This window comes from Bacteroides ovatus (genome assembly GCF_001314995.1).
GTDB lineage: Bacteria > Bacteroidota > Bacteroidia > Bacteroidales > Bacteroidaceae > Bacteroides > Bacteroides ovatus.
The window spans coordinates 5,548,840-5,573,400 of record NZ_CP012938.1 but is presented as its reverse complement, the minus strand read 5'-3'; the positions used below and the strand labels follow the sequence as shown (position 1 = coordinate 5,573,400).

19 protein-coding genes are annotated in these 24,561 nt (G+C 41.2%); 12 read left to right on the top strand and 7 right to left on the bottom strand.

The features are described 5' to 3' along the window. Positions 1-3 precede the first annotated feature (3 nt). The 5 genes from Bovatus_RS21175 to Bovatus_RS21155 all read right to left on the bottom strand — a co-directional run bounded on the left by Bovatus_RS21175 (position 4) and on the right by Bovatus_RS21155 (position 7,568). Positions 4-2,343, bottom strand: a complete 2,340-nt coding sequence (locus Bovatus_RS21175) for a GH92 family glycosyl hydrolase (protein ID WP_004301473.1) — start codon at positions 2,341-2,343, stop codon at positions 4-6. Positions 2,344-2,361: 18 nt separating this feature from the next. Then, positions 2,362-4,926, bottom strand: coding sequence for a glycoside hydrolase family 38 N-terminal domain-containing protein (locus Bovatus_RS21170; protein WP_004301472.1), 2,565 nt, complete (start codon positions 4,924-4,926; stop codon positions 2,362-2,364). A 12-nt stretch (positions 4,927-4,938) separates the two neighbouring features. After that, positions 4,939-5,169: a hypothetical protein gene (locus Bovatus_RS21165; RefSeq protein ID WP_004301471.1), complete on the bottom strand. Its 231-nt coding sequence runs from the start codon at positions 5,167-5,169 to the stop codon at positions 4,939-4,941. Between the two features lie 77 nt (positions 5,170-5,246). Next, the gene (locus Bovatus_RS21160; RefSeq protein ID WP_004301470.1) at positions 5,247-5,771 is read right to left on the bottom strand and encodes an RNA polymerase sigma-70 factor; all 525 of its coding nucleotides are present in this window, start codon (positions 5,769-5,771) and stop codon (positions 5,247-5,249) included. A gap of 192 nt (positions 5,772-5,963) precedes the next feature. Next, positions 5,964-7,568 (bottom strand): DUF6377 domain-containing protein, encoded by a 1,605-nt coding sequence (locus tag Bovatus_RS21155; protein ID WP_032852106.1) that lies wholly within the window; start codon positions 7,566-7,568, stop codon positions 5,964-5,966. A gap of 262 nt (positions 7,569-7,830) precedes the next feature. Between Bovatus_RS21155 and Bovatus_RS21150 the strand changes: the two genes are divergently transcribed. From Bovatus_RS21150 to Bovatus_RS21100, 11 genes are all read left to right on the top strand, one after another. After that, the gene (locus Bovatus_RS21150) at positions 7,831-8,208 is read left to right on the top strand and encodes a hypothetical protein (protein WP_004320983.1); all 378 of its coding nucleotides are present in this window, start codon (positions 7,831-7,833) and stop codon (positions 8,206-8,208) included. 118 nt (positions 8,209-8,326) lie between these two features. Continuing rightward, complete coding sequence (locus tag Bovatus_RS21145) at positions 8,327-8,677, top strand: NADH-quinone oxidoreductase subunit A (RefSeq protein ID WP_004301466.1); 351 nt, start codon at positions 8,327-8,329, stop codon at positions 8,675-8,677. Beyond that, entirely contained in the window at positions 8,668-9,270 is a 603-nt protein-coding gene (locus tag Bovatus_RS21140; RefSeq protein ID WP_004301465.1) for an NADH-quinone oxidoreductase subunit B, read from the top strand. Before Bovatus_RS21145 ends, Bovatus_RS21140 begins: the two co-directional genes overlap by 10 nt. Positions 9,271-9,297: 27 nt before the next feature. Then, the gene (locus Bovatus_RS21135; RefSeq protein ID WP_004301464.1) at positions 9,298-10,890 is read left to right on the top strand and encodes an NADH-quinone oxidoreductase subunit D; all 1,593 of its coding nucleotides are present in this window, start codon (positions 9,298-9,300) and stop codon (positions 10,888-10,890) included. 112 nt (positions 10,891-11,002) lie between these two features. Continuing rightward, positions 11,003-12,079 (top strand): NADH-quinone oxidoreductase subunit NuoH, encoded by a 1,077-nt coding sequence (nuoH, locus tag Bovatus_RS21130; protein WP_004301463.1) that lies wholly within the window; start codon positions 11,003-11,005, stop codon positions 12,077-12,079. Between the two features lie 12 nt (positions 12,080-12,091). Further along, complete coding sequence (locus tag Bovatus_RS21125; protein ID WP_004320984.1) at positions 12,092-12,580, top strand: 4Fe-4S binding protein; 489 nt, start codon at positions 12,092-12,094, stop codon at positions 12,578-12,580. 2 nt (positions 12,581-12,582) lie between these two features. Beyond that, the gene (locus tag Bovatus_RS21120; protein WP_004301461.1) at positions 12,583-13,095 is read left to right on the top strand and encodes an NADH-quinone oxidoreductase subunit J family protein; all 513 of its coding nucleotides are present in this window, start codon (positions 12,583-12,585) and stop codon (positions 13,093-13,095) included. Between the two features lie 32 nt (positions 13,096-13,127). Next, positions 13,128-13,436, top strand: a complete 309-nt coding sequence (gene nuoK / locus Bovatus_RS21115) for an NADH-quinone oxidoreductase subunit NuoK (protein ID WP_004301460.1) — start codon at positions 13,128-13,130, stop codon at positions 13,434-13,436. Between the two features lie 55 nt (positions 13,437-13,491). Then, positions 13,492-15,381, top strand: coding sequence for an NADH-quinone oxidoreductase subunit L (gene nuoL, locus Bovatus_RS21110; RefSeq protein WP_004301459.1), 1,890 nt, complete (start codon positions 13,492-13,494; stop codon positions 15,379-15,381). 13 nt (positions 15,382-15,394) lie between these two features. Continuing rightward, the gene (locus Bovatus_RS21105; RefSeq protein WP_004305342.1) at positions 15,395-16,879 is read left to right on the top strand and encodes a complex I subunit 4 family protein; all 1,485 of its coding nucleotides are present in this window, start codon (positions 15,395-15,397) and stop codon (positions 16,877-16,879) included. 37 nt (positions 16,880-16,916) lie between these two features. Then, positions 16,917-18,356 (top strand): NADH-quinone oxidoreductase subunit N, encoded by a 1,440-nt coding sequence (locus tag Bovatus_RS21100; protein WP_004301457.1) that lies wholly within the window; start codon positions 16,917-16,919, stop codon positions 18,354-18,356. 140 nt (positions 18,357-18,496) lie between these two features. Here Bovatus_RS21100 and Bovatus_RS21095 read toward each other — a convergent pair whose 3' ends face one another. Continuing rightward, entirely contained in the window at positions 18,497-21,307 is a 2,811-nt protein-coding gene (locus Bovatus_RS21095) for a sensor histidine kinase (protein WP_004301455.1), read from the bottom strand. A 235-nt stretch (positions 21,308-21,542) separates the two neighbouring features. Here Bovatus_RS21095 and Bovatus_RS21090 point away from each other — a divergent pair, with 235 nt between their 5' ends. Beyond that, positions 21,543-23,204, top strand: a complete 1,662-nt coding sequence (locus tag Bovatus_RS21090; protein ID WP_004296258.1) for an IS1182-like element ISBf3 family transposase — start codon at positions 21,543-21,545, stop codon at positions 23,202-23,204. A 111-nt stretch (positions 23,205-23,315) separates the two neighbouring features. On the opposite strand, the gene Bovatus_RS21085 is transcribed toward Bovatus_RS21090, so the two are convergent. Further along, complete coding sequence (locus Bovatus_RS21085) at positions 23,316-24,524, bottom strand: hypothetical protein (RefSeq protein WP_004301448.1); 1,209 nt, start codon at positions 24,522-24,524, stop codon at positions 23,316-23,318. Between the last annotated feature and the right edge of the window lie 37 nt (positions 24,525-24,561).

Here is a 24,561-nt window from a genome sequence, read left to right as displayed (position 1 = left end):
CAATCAAAGTCCCCACTCAACATTAGGTTTATCACCCATAAACAGCTCCAATGTACCTCCGGCTGCAATGTCCGCAAAATCAAGATAACATTTATTGTATTCCTGACCGTTCAACAAGGCCTTTTGTATATAGACGTTATTTATGCTGTTATTATGAGCTATCACCGTGAATTTCTTACCAGTATAATAGCTGGGATCAAGATTGAACTCTACTTTATCAAAAACCGGACTTGTAATCTCCATACGTGTATTTCCCGGACAGGAAGGATGAATACCGGAAGCAGCCAACACATACCACGCTGACATCTGACCTACATCTTCATTGCCAACAATTCCTTCAACTTTGTTTGCATAAGCCTTTTCACATGTATAGCGTGTCCATTTTTGAGTATACCAGGGAACTTCAAGCTGATTGAACAAAAAAGGAACGAAGTGCACAGGTTCATTCGCATGATTATAATATTCATTCCACAGCATATTAGAAGGAGTTTTATTAAAGAAATCTGTTAAATCCGCAATAACTTTCTCCTTACCACCCATCAAATTCACCATTCCCGTAACATCGTGAGGTACAAACCAACCTTGCTGATAAGAGTTTGCTTCTATACACCCATACCATTCTTTAAGACGTGCATTCTCCGGCCATTCTACCCATGTTCCATCTGCTTTACGGGGACGGAACCACCCCTTTTCTTTATCAAAAATATGATGATATGCCTGTCCCTTTTCATAGAAACATTTGGCATCATCTTCTTTCCCCATAGCTTTCGCTAATTGAGATATACACCAATCAGTATAAGCATACTCCAAAGTGGTTGAAATACTCAATGGTTCCGGAGCATACCCCAATGAATCATTACCAAAACGACGGGATGTGTTAACGGCATAACGATATGCTTTCTCTGCATCATACGTACGAATCCCTTTGATATAAGCATCCGCCAAAACAGACAAAGCAGGATTTCCCAACATACAGCCGGAATAGGAATTCAGCAATTCCCAACGTTCATAGTATTCGCGCCCACTCTGATCTGCCATAGTAATCAATGAGTTCAGTTCATCACTTACTAAACGCGGATTAATTATAGTCTGCAAAGGAAACTGACTACGAAATACATCCCATCCACTGAATATAGTACGTTTTGTAAAAGTGCTGTCAGCCGTATGTATTTTATAATCACCACCTACATAACGTCCGTCTACATCTGTATAGATACGAGGATCAATCATCGTATGATACATGGCAGTATAGAATATCGTTTTTTCATCATCCGTACCACCGGATATCCGGACACGATTAAGTTCTTTGTTCCACAATTCAGTAGCTTCCTGCTTTACTTGTCCAAAATTTTTAGAGGCTATTTCTTGTTCAAAGTTATTTGCAGCACCCTCCATATCAACAAAAGAGATACCAACTTTCATCTCTACAGTCTCTCCCTCCTTCGTTGGAAATTCAGTAAAAAAGCCCAGATGTTTACCCGTCAGTTCTTTCTTGTCTTTTATAACCGGAGCTTGTGATACACGAGTCAAATAAGGAATACTCACTACTTCATCACGTTTCCGAACCCAATGTTCGGGAATATCTGCACTCCAAAAGCCATAATTAGTCAAAGGTTTACTAAATTGTGCATAATAATAAACGGTATAATCGGCTTTTCCTTCACCATTACCCCATCCACCACCATCAGGTGTACACTTCATCCATCCTTGAATAGTGTAATCATCTACAACTTTAATATACTGTGAAGTAGATGTTCCCCCTACTCTACGAGCTAAATCAATCTGAATACGCGATTGGTCACTAGAAGGATAAGTAAAATGTAAAATTCCACAGTGTGGTGTCGCGCTACTTTCTACTTTGATATGATAATCAGTCAATTCTACCGAATAATATCCGGCCTTAGCCGTTTCAGTGGCTTTGTTATAAGCCGAACGATATCCTTTTATACTATCATTATTCTCTTTACCTGCCACTTTATATAATTCACCAGTTGTAGGCATCACAAGAAAATTGCCCAAATCACCAAACCATCCCACACCACTCATCTGGGTAAAGGCAAATCCTTCGATTGTCTTATGTTCATCACTGTATCCGGAACCGTTATCACCTCCCGTTATTGTATTAGGACTAACCTGTACCATACCATACGGAGTCGTAGCTCCGGGAAAAGTTTTACCTAATCCGTGATAAACACCGGCAGCCCCTACACTAGTACTGGCACCAATAAACGGGTTTACATAATCGGTCGGAACCCAATCTTCCGATACGGTATTGGTTGATGAGCAACCCGTCATCCAACACAAAAAGCAAACAATTAAAAGATTAGCAGTCGCTTTATACATAACAATAATCTAATTATTTTAAGTCAAACTAAGAACGAAAGTCTTAATACCAAACCGAGGCATTGAAATCATCATTTCCGATTTACCTGCACGTGTTTTTATCTTCTTTCTTTCGATACATTGTCCATTCAAATCAACTTCCTCCACTCCGGATAATGGCATGTCAATGGTAACCTTTTGTAATTTTTCGTCCCCTTCAGAATTGAACAGGCGCAATAGTACCTTTCCATCTTTCATTTGAAGAGCACTCACTTGATAACCAGTATTCTGTAAATCAATAAATGATTTCGATTCCGGTTTTGCCACTGGATAGCAAGAATGCAGCAATGGTTCATTCCAACAATCGCTATCATCTGCGATTGATGCTTTGTCCCATTTGCCACGATGAGGTATAATTGCATACTTCATCCTCAAAGGGTGTGTTATTTTATAATCAGGTCCCCAAAGTCCTCCACCCGAATATTGAGCAGTCAGTCCTAATGGATAGTCCTCTCCATAAGAATAAGAAGTAGTATGGTCTGATAATAAAGCCAGAGCATAGTCGCCTTCCTGTTCAGCCAAGTCAACCCAATGAAGTATAATATTATGTTTGATTTGATCCCAAGAACCAAAGAAAGTATCAGTCAGTTTGCTTTCGCATACATCAAACGGTGCATTTTTATAAACACGGGGAGAATGTAAATCAGTCGGGAATAATACACTTAGTTTAAACCGATCGTCACAATAAGCCCGACGATTATCACGCCAACGTTCCTCTTTATATTCACCAATACCTACATTCTTTTTCCAGCCAACCGTCAAATCAAAATCGATTCGTCTCGTTCCTTTAGTGAGAGTGATTACCTGTGTAAACGGATGGGAAGCAATCTCACCCTCTATCTTAATTTTTTGCTCATATACATTATCCCTTACTACTGTCAGCTTGGCCGGAGTCTCTATAGAAGAACGAAATTTGCCTTCTTCATAAAAAAAGCCTCGTAACTCCCCTAAAGCATATTTCTCCGTTTTACCTGCAAAATCCTTATTCCCTTCTTTTTTAGCTATCAGGCTTTTTATGGTTCCTCCCTTTGATAAGTCAAAAACAATTTTATACATATCATTTTCAACCACGTATTCCTGTTTATTCACCTTATTACCTTCCAAAACGAATCTACTCTCCGAAGCCTCTTTCTTACCGGCTTCTTTCTTTTTTATACAATACGTGGAATAACCAAAGGGAGGAATCTCTGCCTCAAAAAATAATCTTATCTCTTTACCTTCATTTTCTACCAAACAACCTATATCTTTACCTTTCCAGTCATAAACACTTAAATCCGCATTTTCAGATTCCGTAGGCAGAAGAACACTTACGATTTCCTTTCTTCTCATTCCTAATGTATTAAAAACACGTATATATTGCTGTTGAGCATTATTTTGCGGAATAAACTTTTCATTAAAGCTCTGCATAGATGCCTCAATAATTCCATCTGCAAGATGATTGGTACTGTCTGTCCATCGCTTAATCTGATCAGCCCATGTTCCTTTTCTATTCAGTCCATTATAAGGCACAATCCACGAATCATGATGTTGTGCCAACATCAGTGTACGCCAAGCCTCATCCATATCTGCTTGTCGACAAATATATTTATTTTCCAGATAAGCCATTACAGACATTTTCTCTGCCATGACAATTCTATTTTCTGAAACGCGTACTTCTTGCGCTATTTTTTGCAAAACCTGACTTCCCCACATAAGATTCACATGTATATCTTCCTGTGAAAAATACCAGTTATCATCCGTTTTTCCGATGGAGACATTTTCAATGTAATCTCTCCATGTCATATATATAGAGTTATTTTTTGTGTTCTTTCCACTTCCCAGCCATGGGCCGTTTTTCCATCCCGCATCCTGAAAACACATACCAACGGGGTGTTTGATACCTGCGTTACGGCAATCTTTTAAATAAGCATCCGAATTTCCCCAAGCAGTTGTCTGCCAAGTTGATCCCGGCTCTAGTTTTTCACAAGCATATCTGGGAACGGTCAAGATTGCAGTCCCGTCCGGTCCCACCCAATTAACCAATTCTCCGCCATAAGCAGCAGTATACCCTCCCCAACAGGTATTGGGACATTTTAATACAGCATATTTAAAGCCGAATTGTTTAAGGATTTGTGGCAAGCAACTTGTGAAGCAAGGTTCTTCTACCGAATAGGTTACAAAATCGACCCCCGGAAAATGTGTGTTTATTTTAGCAATACCATATTGAAACTGTCTTATTATACTCTCTCCCGAGATATTATAGCAATAAGGCTGTGCATAAGTAGGATTCGTAAACTCTACCTGATTACTAGTAGCCATCTCTTTAAAACGCAAATAAGCCTCCGGAGTCTGCACTCTGACTGTATCCCATGTTTCAGGCTCTATCTCCATACAAATCCGCCAGTCCGGATGCATAGCCAGCTGATCCACAATGAATTGAGTTTTCCACTTTACCGGATAATGTCCATATATCCCGCCATGATACCCATCAACAAAATAAGCTTGTTGAGAATAAACATTTGCATAAAAGAAAACAGTCAGTAATATGATATAAATTTTACTCATAGTATCCTAAAGCTATTTATCTTTGTGTTGCTCCATTCTACGCATAAATTCATATAATTTATGTTGGACAACTTCTTTATTATTTTCATATTCCGGAGATATCCAATCAACGAGTGCCAGCAAATTCTGAATTTCTATAAATTCTTCCTTCAGCCTTTCGTTGTTTTCCACTTCTATGAGAAACTCTGTTTTTTCATCAGAAGTAAATTCATCCGCAAAATATTTATTCAGACAATTCTCCATATACACAGTCCTTTTTTATCAAAGAACGATTATCTCAATAAATACCCCTAAAAAATACCGATAAAATCATTAAAAAGTTATGCAGCCAATGTTACATTGAGTTTTGCTCTCAACTTTTTTAGTGCTATTCCCATCTGACATTCCACTGTATTTACCGAAATGCCCAAACGTTCGGATATTTCCCTATACTTCAATCCTTCCATGCGGCTTAACAAAAATATGTCACGACATCTTTTAGGCAAACTATTGATAGCATCCCGTATCAGTTTCTCCATCTGATTTCTTTCTGATATATCATATACATCAAAACGATCCAAAGATTGCAATTTCAGATTCAACTCAATCTCAAAAGAAGCCTTCACATTCTCGACATACTTTTGCTCGAATACTTTATGCTTTAAATAATCCAAACATTTGTTTCTTACAAGCCTGAAAAGATAAGCATTCATATTCTCAATATGATTCATTGACTCTCTCTTTTCCCATAAGTCTGTAAACACATCTTGTGTTATGTTCTCCGCATCCTCTTCCGACATCACAAATTCTTTTGCAAACCGAACTAGTTTGGGATAATAAATAAGATACAATTCTGAAAAACTCATAGTTGTGTGTTTCTTTAGATTAGTATTCAGTTATCAAAAATCTTGTGATGCAAATATAGAGATGAAAAAAGCCTACTTCTTAATGGAAGTAGGCGGGAAAGTAAACGTTTTACAGATCAATTATTATATATACATTTAATAATCAACAGTTTATAACAAGACCATTTTTTAGTTTTGGTAAACCGGATAGAATCATTTTTGAGACAAAGAACCAAGCATTTTTACCTCCTCCTCAAAGATATTACTATCAAGAGTGGACATTCTCTTCACTTTACTCTTATAATTATAGATTGTCTGCACAGAATAATGCAAAAATACAGCAATCTGTCCAACATCGGTAATTCCTAACCGTATCAATGCAAATATGCGTAATTCTGTATTCAGTTGATCTTTTTCCAAACGGTAGCGTTCTTCCGATTTCAACAGAGAATTAAACTCGACTACAAAATTTGGGTACAATTTAAGGAACGCTTTATCAAAGTTATGATAAAGTTCTTCAAGTTCCTTTTCAAAAGGACGGGAAGATGATTTATATAAATCATCAATTTGTCCGGTCTTGATTTTTCTATTCACATTCTTCCTGTACTCATCGAGCTTATTAATATAAACGGCACATTGATTCATAAAATACCCAACATACTTCTCCTTAATCAAATTAGCTTCGTCAAGGTTCTTATTCAACCCGACCAGTTCTTCATTCATGGCTTTAAGATGCCGCTTAGCCCGAGATACAATTTTTGTTTGTTTATATGTAAAATACAGGGTGATGGCAAGAGCTACCACAAACAAGCTAGTCAGAAATATATAGAAACGAAGATTCTGTTTTTGTTTTTCCAACCGGATTAAGTACGTGTTCTCAATAATCGGATGTATACGGGCAATGACCGTATTCTTAAAACGGGAATTATAAAAGATAGCATCATCCAACGCTACTTTTATATAATTATACGCTCTGTCTATATCTCCCTTATGATATAAATTAACTGCTAATGTCAACAAAGCCTCATTCTCTTTTACGGCTAATTTTGTATCTGTCATAGCAGCCAGCATTAGAAACTTTTCCTCCAGTATATAATTCCCTGTTAACCGATAGGCCCTTGCAAGTCCCATAGCCATCATAGCATATCCATGAGATGCCGGTTCCTGTTTATTATATATCTCTTTCAGAATCAGAAGAGCCTCTTTTGTACTCCCTTTATCTTGAAGCTTTACAGCTTTTTCTTTTCTATATTCATCCGACTGGTCAAATAAAATACTCATAACAGTATCTCGATAAGCTTCTTTTTCTGCTATATACTCATTTGAGAATCGTACATCGTCCGTGTATTTAATAAGATTCTCATAATAACGTATACGATTCCAGCAATACAAAGCTTTAAGATGATCGGGTAAATCGGCACACCTAATCGACTTAAAAATATCATTAGCTTGAATAAACAAACCTGATAAAGAATAGACAAAAGCCAACCGAAGCTGCTCTTCCAAAAGATATTCTTTATTACCAATTATTTTTGCTATATCAATATTCTCATGAATATATTGTTCCGCCGAGTCACAAACAAAAGTCTCATATTGGTGGATAATTTCTTTATTTAAATTATATATATCCTCCAATGAATTAAGACCAACCTTCTTTTTCTTCAATTCTTTTATGGTGGCTTCTTTTTTCTGGGTATATATCAAACGTTCAGAAATCACTTTGTCCAACACCTTCAACAAAGAATCATTCTCACTATCTGCATAGAGATAAAACAAGGAGTTTAGAAGGAAAAATAAAAACCAAAGTGTGCGTTTCATATTAGTATATTCTTTCTTAATCTGCAAAAAAATGTATTTTATTTGTGTAATTCGCAAAAAAGAGCATAAATCATTCTTTTTATTGCATCTTTTAACAAATAAAGATAATAGAGATTATCCTATTCTAAAACGAGATTTGTGAAACCATACTGACTAAAAAACGAATCGTAAAGAAGCGGAGTTAAAAAAAGCTTTTTTGCCACTCGGACTTTGCAAAAAGTATAAATATTAGTTCTATATTTGCAGCCGTTAAAGGAGAAAGATGAAACAAAACTTAAAATTCGGACTACTTTTAGTATTGGCTTTGCTTATCCATTGTGCAACTAACGGAGCAATGGAAGATATGTGCAAAGTTTCCTCCCCGACTTATCGGCAGGAGAAATGCTACGTGTCGCAAGATTGTCCGATACAAAATGCTTTAGAACGTCTTTACAACCTTTACGCTACCCAATCTTGTGATATGAGTCACACGGACGTCACGCATGTCCCGACAAATAAAAGCGTACTGTTGCCAGTTGCTTTTTCCGGAGAACATCACAATTCTCAAAGACCGTACCACTCTTCATCTTCTCATCCCCCAACGTGCTATTATGATCCTATCTCCTATTATATATATGGGTTAAGAAAGATAGTCATTTAGCCTACAGTACAGTAGACTCTTTTACTCGTCATTTATTACAGTTGGTTTTATTCTCCACAGGGCGAATAGACTAATTGTTTATTTCTATATAATATTCAATCTAAACAGCTATTGAATTATGAATTTTACATTTTTAGTTGTTGTTTTACTGACAGCGCTTGCTTTTGTCGGTGTAGTAGTAGCTCTTTCGCGTGCTATTTCTCCCCGTTCATACAATCTGCAAAAGTTTGAGGCTTATGAATGTGGTATACCGACACGTGGTAAATCATGGATGCAGTTTCGCGTAGGCTACTACCTGTTTGCCATCCTATTTCTTATGTTCGATGTCGAAACTGCTTTACTGTTCCCATGGGCAGTAGTTATGCACGACATGGGACCACAGGGACTTATTAGTGTTCTCTTCTTCTTTATCATTTTAGTTCTGGGTCTTGCTTATGCCTGGAGGAAAGGAGCTTTGGAATGGAAATAACCAAAAAGCCAAAAATAAAATCTATTCCGTATGATGAGTTTATCGACAATGAATCATTGGAAAAGTTGGTCAAAGAACTTAATGCAGGAGGAGCAAACGTTGCCCTCGGAGTTCTTGACGACTTTATCAACTGGGGACGCAGTAACTCACTGTGGCCGCTTACCTTTGCAACCAGTTGTTGCGGTATCGAATTTATGGCACTGGGTGCCGCGCGTTATGACATGGCCCGCTTTGGGTTTGAAGTAGCACGTGCCAGTCCGCGCCAGGCTGATATGATTATGGTATGCGGAACAATCACCAATAAAATGGCTCCGGTACTGAAACGACTCTATGACCAGATGCCCGATCCGAAGTATGTGGTTGCCGTAGGCGGATGCGCCGTCAGCGGAGGTCCTTTCAAAAAGTCTTATCACGTGGTAAACGGAGTGGACAAGATTCTTCCGGTAGATGTATATATTCCCGGATGCCCGCCACGTCCTGAAGCTTTTTATTATGGCATGATGCAATTGCAACGCAAAGTGAAAATAGAGAAGTTCTTTGGTGGAGTAAACAGAAAAGAGAAGAAACCGGATTATTTAAAAAATGAAGAATGATTCTACATTCTGTAATTTAAAGGATTTATGCAAGAAATACAATTTATAGCCCCTGCAGCGTTACACGACGAGATGCTGCGCTTGCGAAATGATAAACAGATGGACTTTCTCGAAAGCCTCACCGGTATGGACTGGGGAGTAGCCGATGAGAAAGACACTCCGGAAAAACTCCGCGGTTTAGGCGTGGTCTACCATCTGGAATCGACCATTACAGGCGAACGGATAGCACTAAAAACAGCGACAACCAACCGCGAGCTACCTGAAATTCCATCTGTCAGCGACATTTGGAAGATAGCCGACTTCTATGAACGTGAAGTTTTTGATTTTTATGGTATCACCTTCGTAGGTCATCCTGACATGCGCCGACTTTATCTGCGTAACGATTGGATAGGTTATCCAATGCGCAAAGATAATGATCCGGAAAAGGATAACCCATTGTGTATGACCAATGAAGAGACGTTTGATACGACTCAAGAAATAGAACTGAACCCCGACGGAACCATCAAAAACAAAGAGATGAAGCTGTTCGGTGAAGAAGAGTATGTAGTTAACATCGGTCCGCAACACCCTGCTACTCATGGGGTAATGCGTTTCCGTGTTTCTCTGGAAGGTGAAATCATTCGTAAGATTGATGCGAACTGCGGTTATATTCACCGGGGCATCGAGAAAATGAATGAAAGCCTTACCTACCCTCAAACATTGGCCTTGACAGACCGTCTTGACTATCTGGGTGCACACCAGAACCGCCATGCACTGTGTATGTGTATTGAAAAAGCCATGGGCGTTGAGGTTAGCGAACGTGTGAAGTATATCCGTACTATTATGGATGAATTGCAACGTATCGACTCTCACTTGCTATTCTATTCTTGTCTTGCCATGGACTTAGGAGCGTTGACGGCATTTTTCTATGGATTCCGTGACCGTGAGAAGATTCTCGACATCTTTGAAGAGACTTGTGGCGGACGTCTGATAATGAACTACAATACCATTGGCGGTGTACAGGCTGACCTTCATCCTAACTTCGTCAAACGAGTAAAAGAGTTCATTCCTTATATGAGGGGAATCATCCACGAATATCACGATATATTTACGGGTAACATCATCGCACAAAGCCGCATGAAAGGTGTCGGTGTGTTAAGCCGCGAAGATGCCATCTCTTTCGGTTGTACCGGAGGTACAGGCCGTGCTTCAGGATGGGCGTGTGACGTACGTAAACGAATGCCATACGGTGTATACGACAAAGTAGATTTCAAAGAAATTGTTTATACGGAGGGTGACTGCTTTGCCCGTTACCTAGTGCGTATGGATGAAATCATGGAAAGTCTGAACATCATCGAACAATTAATAGACAATATTCCCGAAGGACCTTATCAGGAGAAGATGAAGCCTATCATCCGTGTTCCGGAAGGCAGTTATTATGCTGCAGTAGAAGGAAGTCGTGGTGAATTTGGTGTCTTCCTTGAAAGCCAGGGTGACAAAATGCCCTACCGCCTGCACTACCGTGCTACGGGATTGCCGCTTGTTGCCGCAATCGACACCATCTGCCGGGGAACGAAGATTGCCGACTTAATTGCTATTGGCGGAACAATTGATTATGTCGTTCCGGATATTGATAGATAAAAAACAAGTATTAAGTAACAGGTATCAAGTATTAACCGACTATACAATATAAAAGGTCATTTCCTGCATGGAATTAATACTTAATACTTAAAACCTAATCATTAAAAAATATATGTTCGACTTTAGTATAGTAACAAACTGGATACATGAGCTACTACTCTCCATTATGCCGGAGGGATTAGCCATCTTTATAGAATGTGTAGCTGTCGGCGTGTGCCTCGTAGCACTATATGCCATCCTGGCTATCATATTGATCTACATGGAGCGTAAAGTTTGCGGTTTCTTCCAGTGTCGTCTTGGTCCGAACCGCGTTGGTAAATGGGGTTCTATTCAAGTGGTCTGCGACGTACTCAAGATGATGACCAAAGAAATCTTCATGCCGAAGGGTGCCGATCATTTCCTTTACAATCTCGCTCCATTCATGGTGATTATCGCCTCATTCCTGACTTTCGCTTGTATTCCTTTTAATAAAGGTGCAGCGATTCTCGACTTTAATGTGGGCGTGTTCTTCCTGCTGGCAGCTTCCAGCATTGGAGTGGTCGGTATCTTGCTGGCCGGTTGGGGTAGTAACAACAAATTCTCTTTGATCGGTGCCATGCGAAGCGGTGCACAGATTATCAGTTACGAGCTTTCGGTTGGTATGAGTATTATGACGATGGTAGTGCTGATGGGAACCATGCAATTCTCTGAAATCGTAGAAGGGCAAGCTGATGGCTGGTTCATCTTCAAGGGACATATCCCTGCGGTAATAGCTTTCATCATCTATCTGATTGCCGGAAATGCAGAATGTAACCGTGGACCGTTCGACCTTCCCGAAGCGGAAAGTGAGCTGACTGCCGGATACCACACAGAATACTCCGGTATGGGTTTCGGTTTCTTCTATCTGGCAGAATATTTGAACCTGTTTATCGTGGCCAGTGTTGCCGCCACTATCTTCCTGGGAGGCTGGATGCCGTTACACATCGTCGGGCTGGATGGATTCAACGCTGTAATGGATTATATTCCGGGCTTTATCTGGTTCTTCGCTAAAGCATTCTTCGTGGTGTTCCTTCTGATGTGGATCAAATGGACGTTCCCACGTTTACGTATCGACCAGATTCTGAATCTGGAATGGAAATATCTGGTTCCAATTTCTATGGTAAATCTATTATTAATGGCATGCTGCGTAGCTTTCGGCTTCCACTTTTGATAAATGAAAATTATGGAATATAAAGATAAAAAATATACGTACTTAGGTGGTCTGATGCATGGCATCAGTACACTGGCAACGGGTATGAAAACCAGCATCAAGGTATACTTCCGTAAGAAAGTGACCGAGCAATATCCCGAAAACCGGAAAGAGCTGAAAATGTTCGACCGTTTCCGTGGTACGCTGAATATGCCCCACAATGAGAATAATGAACATCGCTGTGTAGCTTGCGGACTGTGTCAAATGGCTTGTCCGAACGATACCATCAAAGTGACCAGCGAAACCGTCGAAACAGAAGATGGAAAGAAAAAGAAAATCCTGGCAACCTATGAATATGATTTGGGCGCCTGTATGTTCTGCCAGCTCTGTGTCAATGCTTGTCCGCACGATGCCATCACGTTCGACCAGAACTTCGAACATGCAGTCTTCGACCGGACGAAACTTGTCCTGAAATTAAATCATGACGGTAGTAAAGTAATAGAAAAGAAAAAAGAAGTTTAGATATGGGATCAACACTTGAAACAGTAGTATTCTACTTTTTGGCAGCATTTATTATTGCAATGTCCATCATGACGGTGACTACCCAACGTATCGTACGCTCGGCTACCTACCTGCTCTTCGTGCTCTTCGGCACGGCCGGTATCTATTTTTTGCTGGGTTACACCTTCCTGGGGTCTGTTCAGATAATGGTTTATGCCGGTGGTATCGTCGTTCTTTATGTATTCTCCATCCTGTTGACCAGCGGAGAAGGTGATCGCGCCGAGAAAGCAAAACGAAGTAAGCTCCTGGCCGGGCTCATTACCATGATTGCCGGTTTAGCAATTATCCTGACTATCACGTTGAAACATAATTTCATGCAGACGGCTAATCTTGCCCCGCACGAGATCAACATTCATGCTATCGGGAACGCTTTGCTTAGTAGCGACAAATACGGTTATATATTACCTTTCGAAGCTGTCAGCATCCTGTTGCTGGCTTGTATCATCGGTGGTATCATAATTGCACGTAAGAGATAAACAAGTATTAACTATCAAAATAGAGTTCGAATATGATACACATGGAATATTATCTGGTAGTTTCTACCATCATGATGTTTGCAGGAATCTATGGATTCTTTACCCGCCGGAACACACTGGCTATCCTGATTTCTGTAGAGTTAATGCTGAATGCCACGGACATCAACTTTGCCGTGTTCAACCGTTTTCTCTTTCCGGAGGGAATGGAAGGCTATTTCTTTGCACTCTTTTCCATCGCCATCTCGGCTGCGGAAACTGCAGTAGCCATCGCCATCATGATTAACATTTATCGTAATCTCCGAAGCATCCAAGTGCGCAACTTGGACGAGTTGAAGTGGTGATTTGTTTCTCACCAAGAACAAATAATAATAAATCAAGTAATAAAAATAAAACTGTATGGAACTAACAATTCTAATACTCCTTCTTCCTTTCTTCTCCTTTCTCATACTGGGAATCGGAGGTAAATGGATGTCCCACCGGACAGCGGGCACAATTGGCACGCTGATACTGGGAGCAGTAGCGGTACTATCCTACGTTACAGCTATCCAATATTTCTCGGCTCCACGACTGGAAGACGGAACATTCGCCACACTGATACCTTACAACTTCACGTGGCTTCCTTTTACAGAGACCTTACACTTTGATTTGGGCATCCTGCTCGATCCTATATCAGTAATGATGTTGATTGTTATCTCTACCGTGTCACTGATGGTACATATCTACTCTTTCAGTTACATGAAAGGTGAGGTAGGTTTTCAACGTTATTATGCTTTCCTATCCCTGTTTACCATGTCTATGCTGGGATTGGTCGTTGCGACCAACATCTTCCAGATGTACCTTTTCTGGGAACTGGTGGGGGTAAGTTCTTACCTGCTAATCGGTTTTTATTATACAAAACCGGCTGCCATCGCTGCTTCCAAGAAAGCGTTTATTGTTACTCGCTTTGCTGATTTGGGTTTCCTGATCGGTATCCTGATTTACGGATATTATGGTGGTACATTCGGATTTACCCCGGACACGGTATCCTTGATAAGCGGTGGAGCTTCTATGCTCCCGTTGGCTCTCGGATTGATGTTTGTCGGTGGTGCCGGTAAAAGTGCCATGTTCCCGTTGCATATCTGGTTGCCGGATGCAATGGAAGGTCCTACTCCGGTCAGTGCATTGATTCATGCGGCTACAATGGTCGTTGCCGGTGTATATTTGGTGGCACGTATGTTCCCGCTTTTCATTGCCTATGCACCGAATACGTTGCACATGGTTGCTTGGGTAGGTGCATTCACCGCATTCTATGCAGCAAGTGTGGCTTGCGTACAATCAGATATTAAACGCGTACTGGCTTTCTCTACCATTTCACAGATTGGTTTCATGATGGTAGCTCTGGGTGTTTGTACTTCCATGGATCCTCACGAAGGAGGTTTGGGCTACATGGCTTCCATGTTCCACCTCTTCACACATGCTATGTTTAAGGCATTGCTCTTCCTCGGTGCAGGTAGTATCATTCATGCTGTACATTCTAACGAAATGTCCGCGATGGGAGGTTTACGCAAATATATGCCGATCACTCACTGGACATTCCTGATTGCTTGTCTTGCTATTGCCGGTATTCCTCCGTTCTCGGGTTTCTTCTCGAAAGACGAAATTCTGGCTGCTTGCTTCCAATACAGCCCTGTAATGGGATGGGTAATGACAGTAATTGCTGCGATGACTGCTTTCTATATGTTCCGTCTGTACTACGGTATTTTCTGGGGCAAGGAAAACAAAGAACTCCACGCACACCACACACCACATGAAAGTCCGCTGGCTATGACTTTCCCGCTAATGTTCCTGGCAGTAGTAACTTGTGGAGCCGGATTTATTCCTTTCGGACACTTCATCAGTTCGAATGGTGAATCTTATTCTATCCATCTCGATCCGTCGGTGGCTATTACGAGCGTTGTCATTGCGATTATTTCGATTGCAATCGCTACATGGATGTACAAGAATGCCAAACAACCAGTTGCCGATTCATTGGAAAAACAGTTCAAAGGTCTGCACAAGGCTGCTTATAACCGCTTCTATATTGACGATATATACCAGTTTATCACGCATAAGATTATCTTCCGCTGCATCTCTACTCCTATCGCATGGTTCGACCGTCATGTAGTGGATGGATTCTTTGATTTCCTGGCATGGGCAACCAACACAACAAGCGACGAGATCCGTGGTTTGCAGAGCGGTCAGGTACAACAATATGCATACGTGTTCCTTTGCGGTGCACTGGCACTTATCCTACTATTAATCTTATAAAGCACAGAACGATATGAATTTCTTATCAATATTCGTACTTATCCCCTTATTGATGCTGGCCGGACTCTGGGCAGCACGAGGAATCAAAGCCATCCGGGGGGTTATGGTTACTGGCGCATCGGCACTTCTGATTGCCTCCGTCGTACTTACATTCCTGTATCTGGGAGAGCGTAGTGCCGGAAACACGGCAGAAATGCTTTTCCGTGCAGATACGCTTTGGTATGCCCCACTTCACATATCCTATTCAGTAGGTGTTGACGGAATTTCGGTAGCCATGTTGTTATTGTCCGCTGTCATTGTGTTCACCGGTACATTCGCTTCCTGGCGTCTGCAACCGCTGACAAAAGAATATTTCCTCTGGTTCACCCTATTGTCTATGGGAGTATTCGGATTCTTTATATCCGTCGATTTATTCACCATGTTCATGTTCTACGAAATCGCATTGATACCGATGTACCTGTTGATTGGTGTATGGGGATCAGGACGTAAAGAATATGCAGCCATGAAGCTGACCCTCATGTTGATGGGTGGTTCTGCCTTCCTGCTGATCGGTATTCTCGGAATCTATTTTGGTTCGGGAGCAACGACCATGAATCTTCTTGAAATCGCACAGTTGCACAACATACCTTTTGCACAGCAATGCATCTGGTTCCCGCTGACTTTCCTTGGTTTCGGTGTATTAGGTGCCCTTTTCCCGTTCCATACATGGAGCCCTGACGGTCACGCTTCTGCCCCGACTGCCGTATCTATGCTTCATGCCGGAGTATTGATGAAACTGGGAGGTTACGGATGTTTCCGTATCGCCATGTATCTGATGCCGGAAGCCGCCAACGAACTTTCCTGGATATTCCTGATATTGACAGGTATCTCTGTAGTTTACGGTGCATTCTCCGCTTGCGTACAGACCGACTTGAAATATATTAATGCTTATTCATCCGTATCTCACTGCGGACTGGTTCTTTTCGCTATTCTGATGCTGAATCAGACAGCAGCAACAGGAGCTATCCTTCAGATGCTTTCACACGGATTGATGACAGCCTTATTCTTTGCTCTTATCGGTATGATTTATGGACGTACACACACACGTGACGTTCGCGAGCTTGCCGGCTTAATGAAAGTGATGCCGTTCCTTAGTGTATGTTATGTAATTGCCGGTCTTGCCAACCTCGGTCTGCCGGGATTAAGTGGTTTTATTGCTGAAATGACTATTTTCGTCGGCTCTTTCCAGAACAACGACCAGTTCCACCGTGTACTGACTATCATCGCTTGTTCTTCGATTGTGATTACTGCAGTCTACATTCTGCGTCTGGTAGGTAAAATTCTATACGGAACCTGCACCAACAAACATCATCTCGAACTGACTGATGCGACTTGGGACGAACGTGTAGCCGTTATCTGCCTCATCGTTTGTGTAGCCGGACTAGGTATGGCTCCTTTCTGGGTTAGCCACATGATTGGTGAAAGTGTACTCCCCGTAGTCTCACAACTGATTCCATAACCTTTAATTTTTAATCTTTAATAATTAATTTGTAAATATGGATTATTCACAATTTCTATATATGCGAGAAGAGCTGTCGCTCATAGCTGTCCTACTGCTGCTATTTCTAGCTGACCTCTTCATGAGTCCGGATGCACACAAAAATGGTGGGAAAGCACGCCTGAACACAATGTTGCCCGTTATTCTGATGGCTATCCATACAGCTATCAACTTAATTCCGGGGACTGCTGCCGATGCATTCGGCGGTATGTATCATTATGTACCGATGCACACAGTGGTTAAATCCATCCTGAACGTCGGCACACTGATTGTTTTCCTGATGGCGCACGAATGGATGAAAAGAGAAGATACTTCATTCAAGCAAGGAGAATTCTATGTACTTACACTCTCTACCTTGTTTGGTATGTACCTCATGATTTCCGCCGGACATTTCCTGATGTTCTTCATCGGACTCGAAACAGCTTCTATTCCGATGGCAGCATTGATTGCCTTCGATAAATACCGTCACAACTCTGCCGAAGCAGGTGCCAAATACATTCTGACAGCTCTTTTCTCCAGTGCATTGCTGTTATTTGGTCTGTCCATGATCTATGGTTCTGCCGGGACTCTTTATTTCGATGACCTCCCTGCTCATATCGACGGAAATCCGTTACAGATCATGGCATTTGTATTCTTCTTCACAGGAATGGCATTCAAGTTATCACTGGTTCCGTTCCACTTATGGACAGCAGACGTTTACGAAGGTGCTCCGAGTGCAGTTACCGCTTATTTAAGTGTTATATCAAAAGGATCGGCAGCATTTGTATTATTGGCTGTCCTTATCAAAGTATTCGCTCCAATGATTAATGACTGGCAGGAAGTACTTTATTGGGTAACCATCGCTTCTATCACTATTGCAAATATATTTGCTGTCCGTCAGCAAAACCTGAAACGTTTGATGGCGTTCTCCAGTATTTCGCAAGCGGGATATATTATGTTAGGCGTTATCGGTGGTACGGCACAAGGCATGACGGCATTGGTATATTATGTATTAGTGTACGCTGCCGCCAACCTCGGAGTATTTGCCGTTATCACTATCGTGGCATTACGCAGTCAGAAATTCACGCTCGAAGATTACGCAGGACTTTATAAAACGAATCCCAAAATCGCTCTCTTGATGACTCTGTCTCTGTTCTCATTGGCAGGCATCCCTCCGTTTGCCGGATTCTTCTCTAAGTTCTTTATCTTCATGGCTGCTTTCGATGCAGGTTTCCACTTGCTGGTATTCATCGCATTGGTAAATACAGTGATTTCGTTGTATTACTATCTATTGATTGTAAAAGCAATGTATATCACTCCTTCCGACAACCCAATTCCTACTTTCCGCAGCGACCGCTGCACAAAATGGGGACTGGCACTTTGCACGCTGGGTATCATCGGACTGGGTATTGCAAGTATTGTATATCAATCCATCGATAAACTGTCGTTCGGAATTTAAACGGACTACACCTTTTCACCAAAGAAACGGTCTTGGTTTCATGTCAGTATCAATCGACATCAAAACCAAGACCGTCTCTTTTATATAAAACCCACTTTTATTAATGAGGAAGGAAGATATTCACCTGCCTCATTACCACTCTACCGGGCACAGCCCACCTCTTCCGTCACGATCACCCCGGGAATAGTAAACCAAAACCTTGATCCTTTTCCTTTTTCAGAATCAACACCAATCCGCCCACCTAATTGTTCAACGATGCTCTGACAGATAGAAAGTCCCAATCCTGTACCGTGTACAAAAGAATTAAGCTTCACGAAACGCTCAAAGATATGTGGCAACTGCTCTTTTTCAATACCGATGCCTGTATCTTCAACATAGAATTCCAATTCGCCATCTTTTAGTTTATATCCCACATGAATACTACCTTCAGAGGTAAATTTCATTGCATTGTTAACAAAGTTAGAGATCACCTGATGTATACGATTACGGTCACTAATGACATGACAAACCGGAAGGTGATTATCAAGTACCAGTTCCACCTCTCCTTTCGCTTTCATCCCCATAGAGCGGACAATATCCTCACATAACAGATTTACATCTACATCTCCGCTGGTAAACTCAAATGTACCCGCTTCAATCTTTGACAAATCGAGTATATCTGAAATTAATTGCAACAAAAGATCATTATTCTCACGTACAATCTTAATATACTCCTGACGTTCTGACAACTCTTCAGTTTCCACCAACAAATCGGAGAAACCGACAATGGCATTCAGCGGCGTACGGATTTCATGGCTCATATTGGCAAGGAAAGCACTTTTCAAACGATCCATCATCTCTGCTTTATCGCGTGCCTGAATCAATTCGGCTTCAGTCTCCTTCAATTCTGTAATGTCATAATTGATACCGATGATTTCTATTTCATTTTCCTCCGGTTTATAATTAGTGACCATCACATTACTACTCACCCAATTCCATTCATTCTTCGTTCCGGGACGACGAATACGCATCTCACCCTGAAAATGCCTTCTTTTTCCGTCTCTGACTTCATCATAAAAATCAAGGAAACGCTTACGGTCTTCAGGGTGCATATGGGTATAAACACCCACAACCTCATCCAAAAGCGTATCTTCCTCCTCACCTAAATTCTTATACCACTGTTTTATAGCATATCCTTTGCGATTCAAGAGATTCAACTTGGCATAACCAACTTTTGCATAATCGGATATCATCAGGAAGAAATTCTCAAAATCACGGATACGATTCATTGCATCAATCCGTTCGGTATTATCAATACTTATTAATATATATCCGCTGAAGTTGCCCTCATTATCATACAATTTACTAACCTTCGAATACAGTTCTATCGCATTAGAACGATTTGTCTCATAATATCCTTCCGCCTGTTCAAAAGAATAATTAAGCCTGAAATCTACCAAATCTTCATTCCGCACACGATCACGAATCCCCTGCGGCACATTCGGATTCTCAAAGAAATTAACCCCTATCACATCCGATTTATTCACTACACCGAATATTTCTAAATCCTTATTATTCAAATCTATCAAATAGCCGTCCTTATCGTAGATCTCTACTCCTGCCGGAATATTAGCAAAGATATTCTGAAAGAGCTTCTCGCTACGGTCCAATGCCCGATTAGCTTGTACCGATCCTGTAGAATCGAGGAACAAACCGACTATTTCATCTTTTCCGGGAGAATAAATAACCCAATGCGTATACCGTTCCGTTCTTGGGAAATATTCATCTTTCTCTCTATAAGAATTACTATCCAGTATTTCTTCCAGAAAATTAAGTTTTTGGAGATAGTCAGGATGCTTTTCAGATGCCAAAGAACCAATATACGACTCCAAAGGAAGCCCGAAAAAGGTTGAACTGACCTCATTCGCATCCGTCACCCGATAATCACAAGGTTTATTATTCTCGTCACGGATAATGGACATACGTATATATCCCATCGGCATAAAATGAAACAGATTATTTAGGAAAGTCTGTTCGCGGATTACCTTGTCCTTAGTTTTACGCAACTCGATACAGATATTTATAATATTTCCCAATGAGGAGAACCATTGAAAATCTTCATTACTCCAGTCATGGTAAGTCTCAACCAAATCAATCCCCATATATCCCCAAACGCGGTCGCCTGTCATCAAAGGAGTCACCATTAACGATTTGATTCCCTGAACTACAAGAATCTGATATTCATCAGGAGCCTCTTCTAATAATTGCTCCAGTGTATTTAAAATAATCGGCTTGCCCGATAATATCTGTTCACTCCACCATTTTGACTCACTGGCAGGCATGTCCTGCAGATTGTCTATCTCTGCCGATACTCCTTCAGAAACAACTTCGTAGATACAACTATGATGGGCATAAATTTCGTCGTATTCAAAAATATAAACACGACCTTTTCCATTATAAAGATTCAGAATATCTCTTAAAATATCTGCGATACAAGATTCTACTGCCTCATCACGTAGGAAACGAAGCAACGATTGCGAAACAAAATTCTGACGACAAAGCAAATCATTCACACGCCTTAATGCATCCCTTTGATCTTCTTCCTTGGGAGCCTCAACGCGCTGGATTATTCCGAAGGACTTATCACCTCCATCAACACCCGTACCCTTCTCACGAAAAGCCAGACGGGTATGCAGCCAAACCTCACCATATTTTGAATGAATCGGGAAAGTTTGTTCGTAAAAGTCCTTATGGATAGAAGAATTTGCCCGGAACTCCTGGGCAATCTGCTTGCGATAATCTTCACGTATCAGGTTTAGAAAATCCGAAGTAGAGATGGTGTCGCCGTCCAATCCCAAAAGATCAGAAAGATAATCGGAACATAAATAATATCCTGCCGTTAAATCTACTTCCCACCATCCGATTTGTGCAAGAGAAGCCATTTTTTTGTATCGCTCGTTGTCTGTTTGCATATTTTGTATCGTTGTAAAATAATAGGTTGACAAATATACGAAAAAGGTAATCACTGATACCATAAAGGAGCAAATAAAAAAGCTAAAAGAAGATTACGAAAACAAATAAATAGAATATGAGGTTGTGTCAAAACGCTGACACAGCCTTTTTTTATGCGCAAAGCCCAGACTTTCTCAAGCCCGGGCTTTGTTATTACCCAAAGTTTTCGTATCTTTAGGTATAAAGTTTTTCGTTATGGCAAAGTTACATTTTCGTCCTTACATTCCCAACCAAACCGTTCTTTTTCCACAAAGAATTGATGAAAACATAGCTGCGACCGACCCGGTCCGCATCGTGAATGCTGTTATTGACAATCTCAATCTTGAGAGTTTCAAGAAGCTTTATAAGGAAACGGGCCGTTGTCCTTATCATCCTAAAATGATGCTTAAGGTGATAATCTACGCCTACATGAATAATATCTATTCTTGCCGTAAAATAGAGAAGCACCTCCTTCGTGACATTCATTATATTTGGCTTGCCGGTAATGAGCATCCGGATTTTATCACGATCAACCGTTTTCGTAACCGTGTAAAGGAGGAAATAAATAATGTATTTACCCAGTTGGTTCTTGTCCTTGCCGATAAAGGTTTCATCAGCCTTGATGTGGAGTATATCGACGGCACCAAGATTGAATCCAAAGCCAACAAATATACTTTTGTCTGGCGCAAGACAGTCGAACGGAACCGTACGAGACTAATGGATAAAATCCGTATTCTCTTGGAACAGGTGGATGAAGCCATTGCACAGGAGAACTCTATAAAAGACACATCCGTGGAGTTTACTCCCTGCAGGCTCTCTGACATAGTGGATGAACTTAAAGAAGCCCTGGAACGCCAGCCTGCAACAAAGGATAAGGAAGAAAAGAAAGCCCTGCGCAAAAAGAAGAAGCAGGTCATGGAACTTGAAGGGTATCGTGACAAGCTGATAGAATACGACAATCACCTTGATACCCTTGGAGAACGTAACTCCTATTCCAAGACCGATCCTGGTGCCACATTCATGCGCATGAAAGAAGATGCCATGAAGAACGGGCAGACCAAACCCGGATATAATCTGCAAATAGGTACTGAAAACCAATTCATCACAGACTTCCGTCTGTTTCCCAACCCTACCGATACACTGACCCTCATACCTTTTTTCCACTCTTTCCAGTACCGCTATAACCGTTTACCGAATATCTGTGTGGCAGACTCCGGTTACGGTTCGGAAGAAAATTACCGGTTCATGCAGGAGAATGGGATAGAAGCCTTCATCAAGTATAATTACTTCCATAAAGAACAGCGTCCTCGTTATACTCCCAACCCATTCCATGCCGAAAGTCTCCATTACAATGCCCAAGAGGATTATTACGTTTGTCCTATGGGACAGCACATGAACCGTATAGGAACCAAACGTGACAAGACAGCGAGCGGATACATCATCGAAAGTGCCCGGTATAAAGCAAAAAGATGCGAAGGTTGCCCTTTGCGTGGCAGTTGTTTTAAAGCTCGGGGGAACCGTATTATAGAAGTCAACCACCGATTAAATCAATACAAACGGCAGGCACGGGAAAGGTTGCTCTCAGAAGAAGGTATCAAGCATAGAGGCAGGAGGTGTATAGAACCAGAGGCTGTGTTTGGACAAATGAAATACAACATGGCATACAGAAGATTCCGGCATGTGGGAGAAGACAAGGTTACAATGGACTTTGCTTTCTTTGCTATAGCCTTTAATATCAAAAAAATGTGTGCTAAACTGATAAAAGAAGGAAAGGGGCTCATTACAGTTGCCAAATATATGTTTATGGGACTATTTATAACCCGATATAATTGGAATATAGCAACTTGTTGCCAAATGCATGAGGAAAAAGCAGCATAGCCAAAAGAAAATATAGCAGAACTGTAAAATATAAAAGAGGTTGTGCCAACGTTTTGACACAACCTCATACCTCCTATTAAAAAAGATACACTTTGCTACTCTATATCTTATTTATAAGGAAGAGAAATTATATCCGCTCCAAGTGAACAGGGATGCATCTGCACCTGTATTCGTAGTTGGCTCGGTAAATGTATTCAATGTACCGTTCAGCTTATTCTTAAAGTTCAATGTATGGGTGATGCTGATGCTGGAAGCAGCATTTCCTGCACCTTTACTGTCATTCATATCAATCAAATCGATTGTACCGCCTGAACCTTTGACAAAGGCATTGGTGATCGTAGCTTTTGCTCCACGACGGATTTTAATCACATCTTGCATACGGTCTACATTATCCGTTGTATTGGCAGCATTATTTACGATTGTCATATTTTCAACCGTAAAATCCGACTGACGTAAATGATCCGAATAGTCACCATCCAAGTTACCATCTGCTTCAATGCCGCGCGGATCTGCTTCCGTACTGGTATAACCGCTTTCCCAAACGCCATAGCAGTTTTTCAATTTACCGGAATATCCTTGAGTGAAGTCGAACATGTCATCATCCGGGTTCACAGCCAACAAGTTGGTTACATTCACCGTACCGCCAAAGAATTCGACGGCATCATCCGCGCTCTCAAGAATGTAGATATTCTCAATCTTGGTACCGTTTCCAACACCGTTCAGTGTCAATCCGTTGTGCTCGATATCGGCAGTAGAGCGGGCACCGGCATAGCAGATTTTCACATAAGTCAGTGAACCGGAATTGTCATTATCGACATTACCACCGTATTTATAGTTGTTGTCGATTTCCGTCAGACCTGTATCACTCTTATTGGCGTTCGAACCGGAAATCGGAGCTTTACCATTGATAATGATTCCTCCCCAATAGCCGGATGTAGGGGTTGTTGAATTGGCAGTGAAAACAATCGGTTTATCAGCTGTACCGTCAGCATAAAGTTTACCGCCCTGTGCTACCAGCAGATAACTGCTGAAACCTTCGCGAGCCTTAATCGTTGTTCCGGCAGGGATATTCAGACGGCCTCCATTTTCAATGACTACCGTTCCGTTCAGAATATATTCCTTAGCTTCCAGTGTCTGTTCTCCGGTCAGCGTGCCGGACAGGATATTTTCGCCCACAACAATAGAGCTACCGGTCCCACCGTTGTTTCCACCATCTCCGTTACCATCACCGTCTCCGTCACTATCACTGCTACATGCAGTCAATGTAAGTGCTGTTGCCATAACGGCAAACGTCATAAAGTTCACAAACAATCTTTTCATTTTGCTTTCATTATTAGTTAATAATCTTATTTCATCA

Bases quoted from the DNA above. Each gene is read 5' to 3' on its own strand.
- Bovatus_RS21175 (WP_004301473.1), bottom strand. From the start codon at position 2,343: ATGTATAAAGCGACTGCTAATCTTTTAATTGTTTGCTTTTTGTGTTGG.
- Bovatus_RS21170 (WP_004301472.1), bottom strand. From the start codon at position 4,926: ATGAGTAAAATTTATATCATATTACTGACTGTTTTCTTTTATGCAAAT.
- Bovatus_RS21165 (WP_004301471.1), bottom strand. From the start codon at position 5,169: ATGGAGAATTGTCTGAATAAATATTTTGCGGATGAATTTACTTCTGAT.
- Bovatus_RS21160 (WP_004301470.1), bottom strand. From the start codon at position 5,771: ATGAGTTTTTCAGAATTGTATCTTATTTATTATCCCAAACTAGTTCGG.
- Bovatus_RS21155 (WP_032852106.1), bottom strand. From the start codon at position 7,568: ATGAAACGCACACTTTGGTTTTTATTTTTCCTTCTAAACTCCTTGTTT.
- Bovatus_RS21150 (WP_004320983.1), top strand. From the start codon at position 7,831: ATGAAACAAAACTTAAAATTCGGACTACTTTTAGTATTGGCTTTGCTT.
- Bovatus_RS21145 (WP_004301466.1), top strand. From the start codon at position 8,327: ATGAATTTTACATTTTTAGTTGTTGTTTTACTGACAGCGCTTGCTTTT.
- Bovatus_RS21140 (WP_004301465.1), top strand. From the start codon at position 8,668: ATGGAAATAACCAAAAAGCCAAAAATAAAATCTATTCCGTATGATGAG.
- Bovatus_RS21135 (WP_004301464.1), top strand. From the start codon at position 9,298: ATGCAAGAAATACAATTTATAGCCCCTGCAGCGTTACACGACGAGATG.
- nuoH (WP_004301463.1), top strand. From the start codon at position 11,003: ATGTTCGACTTTAGTATAGTAACAAACTGGATACATGAGCTACTACTC.
- Bovatus_RS21125 (WP_004320984.1), top strand. From the start codon at position 12,092: ATGGAATATAAAGATAAAAAATATACGTACTTAGGTGGTCTGATGCAT.
- Bovatus_RS21120 (WP_004301461.1), top strand. From the start codon at position 12,583: ATGGGATCAACACTTGAAACAGTAGTATTCTACTTTTTGGCAGCATTT.
- nuoK (WP_004301460.1), top strand. From the start codon at position 13,128: ATGATACACATGGAATATTATCTGGTAGTTTCTACCATCATGATGTTT.
- nuoL (WP_004301459.1), top strand. From the start codon at position 13,492: ATGGAACTAACAATTCTAATACTCCTTCTTCCTTTCTTCTCCTTTCTC.
- Bovatus_RS21105 (WP_004305342.1), top strand. From the start codon at position 15,395: ATGAATTTCTTATCAATATTCGTACTTATCCCCTTATTGATGCTGGCC.
- Bovatus_RS21100 (WP_004301457.1), top strand. From the start codon at position 16,917: ATGGATTATTCACAATTTCTATATATGCGAGAAGAGCTGTCGCTCATA.
- Bovatus_RS21095 (WP_004301455.1), bottom strand. From the start codon at position 21,307: ATGCAAACAGACAACGAGCGATACAAAAAAATGGCTTCTCTTGCACAA.
- Bovatus_RS21090 (WP_004296258.1), top strand. From the start codon at position 21,543: ATGGCAAAGTTACATTTTCGTCCTTACATTCCCAACCAAACCGTTCTT.
- Bovatus_RS21085 (WP_004301448.1), bottom strand. From the start codon at position 24,524: ATGAAAAGATTGTTTGTGAACTTTATGACGTTTGCCGTTATGGCAACA.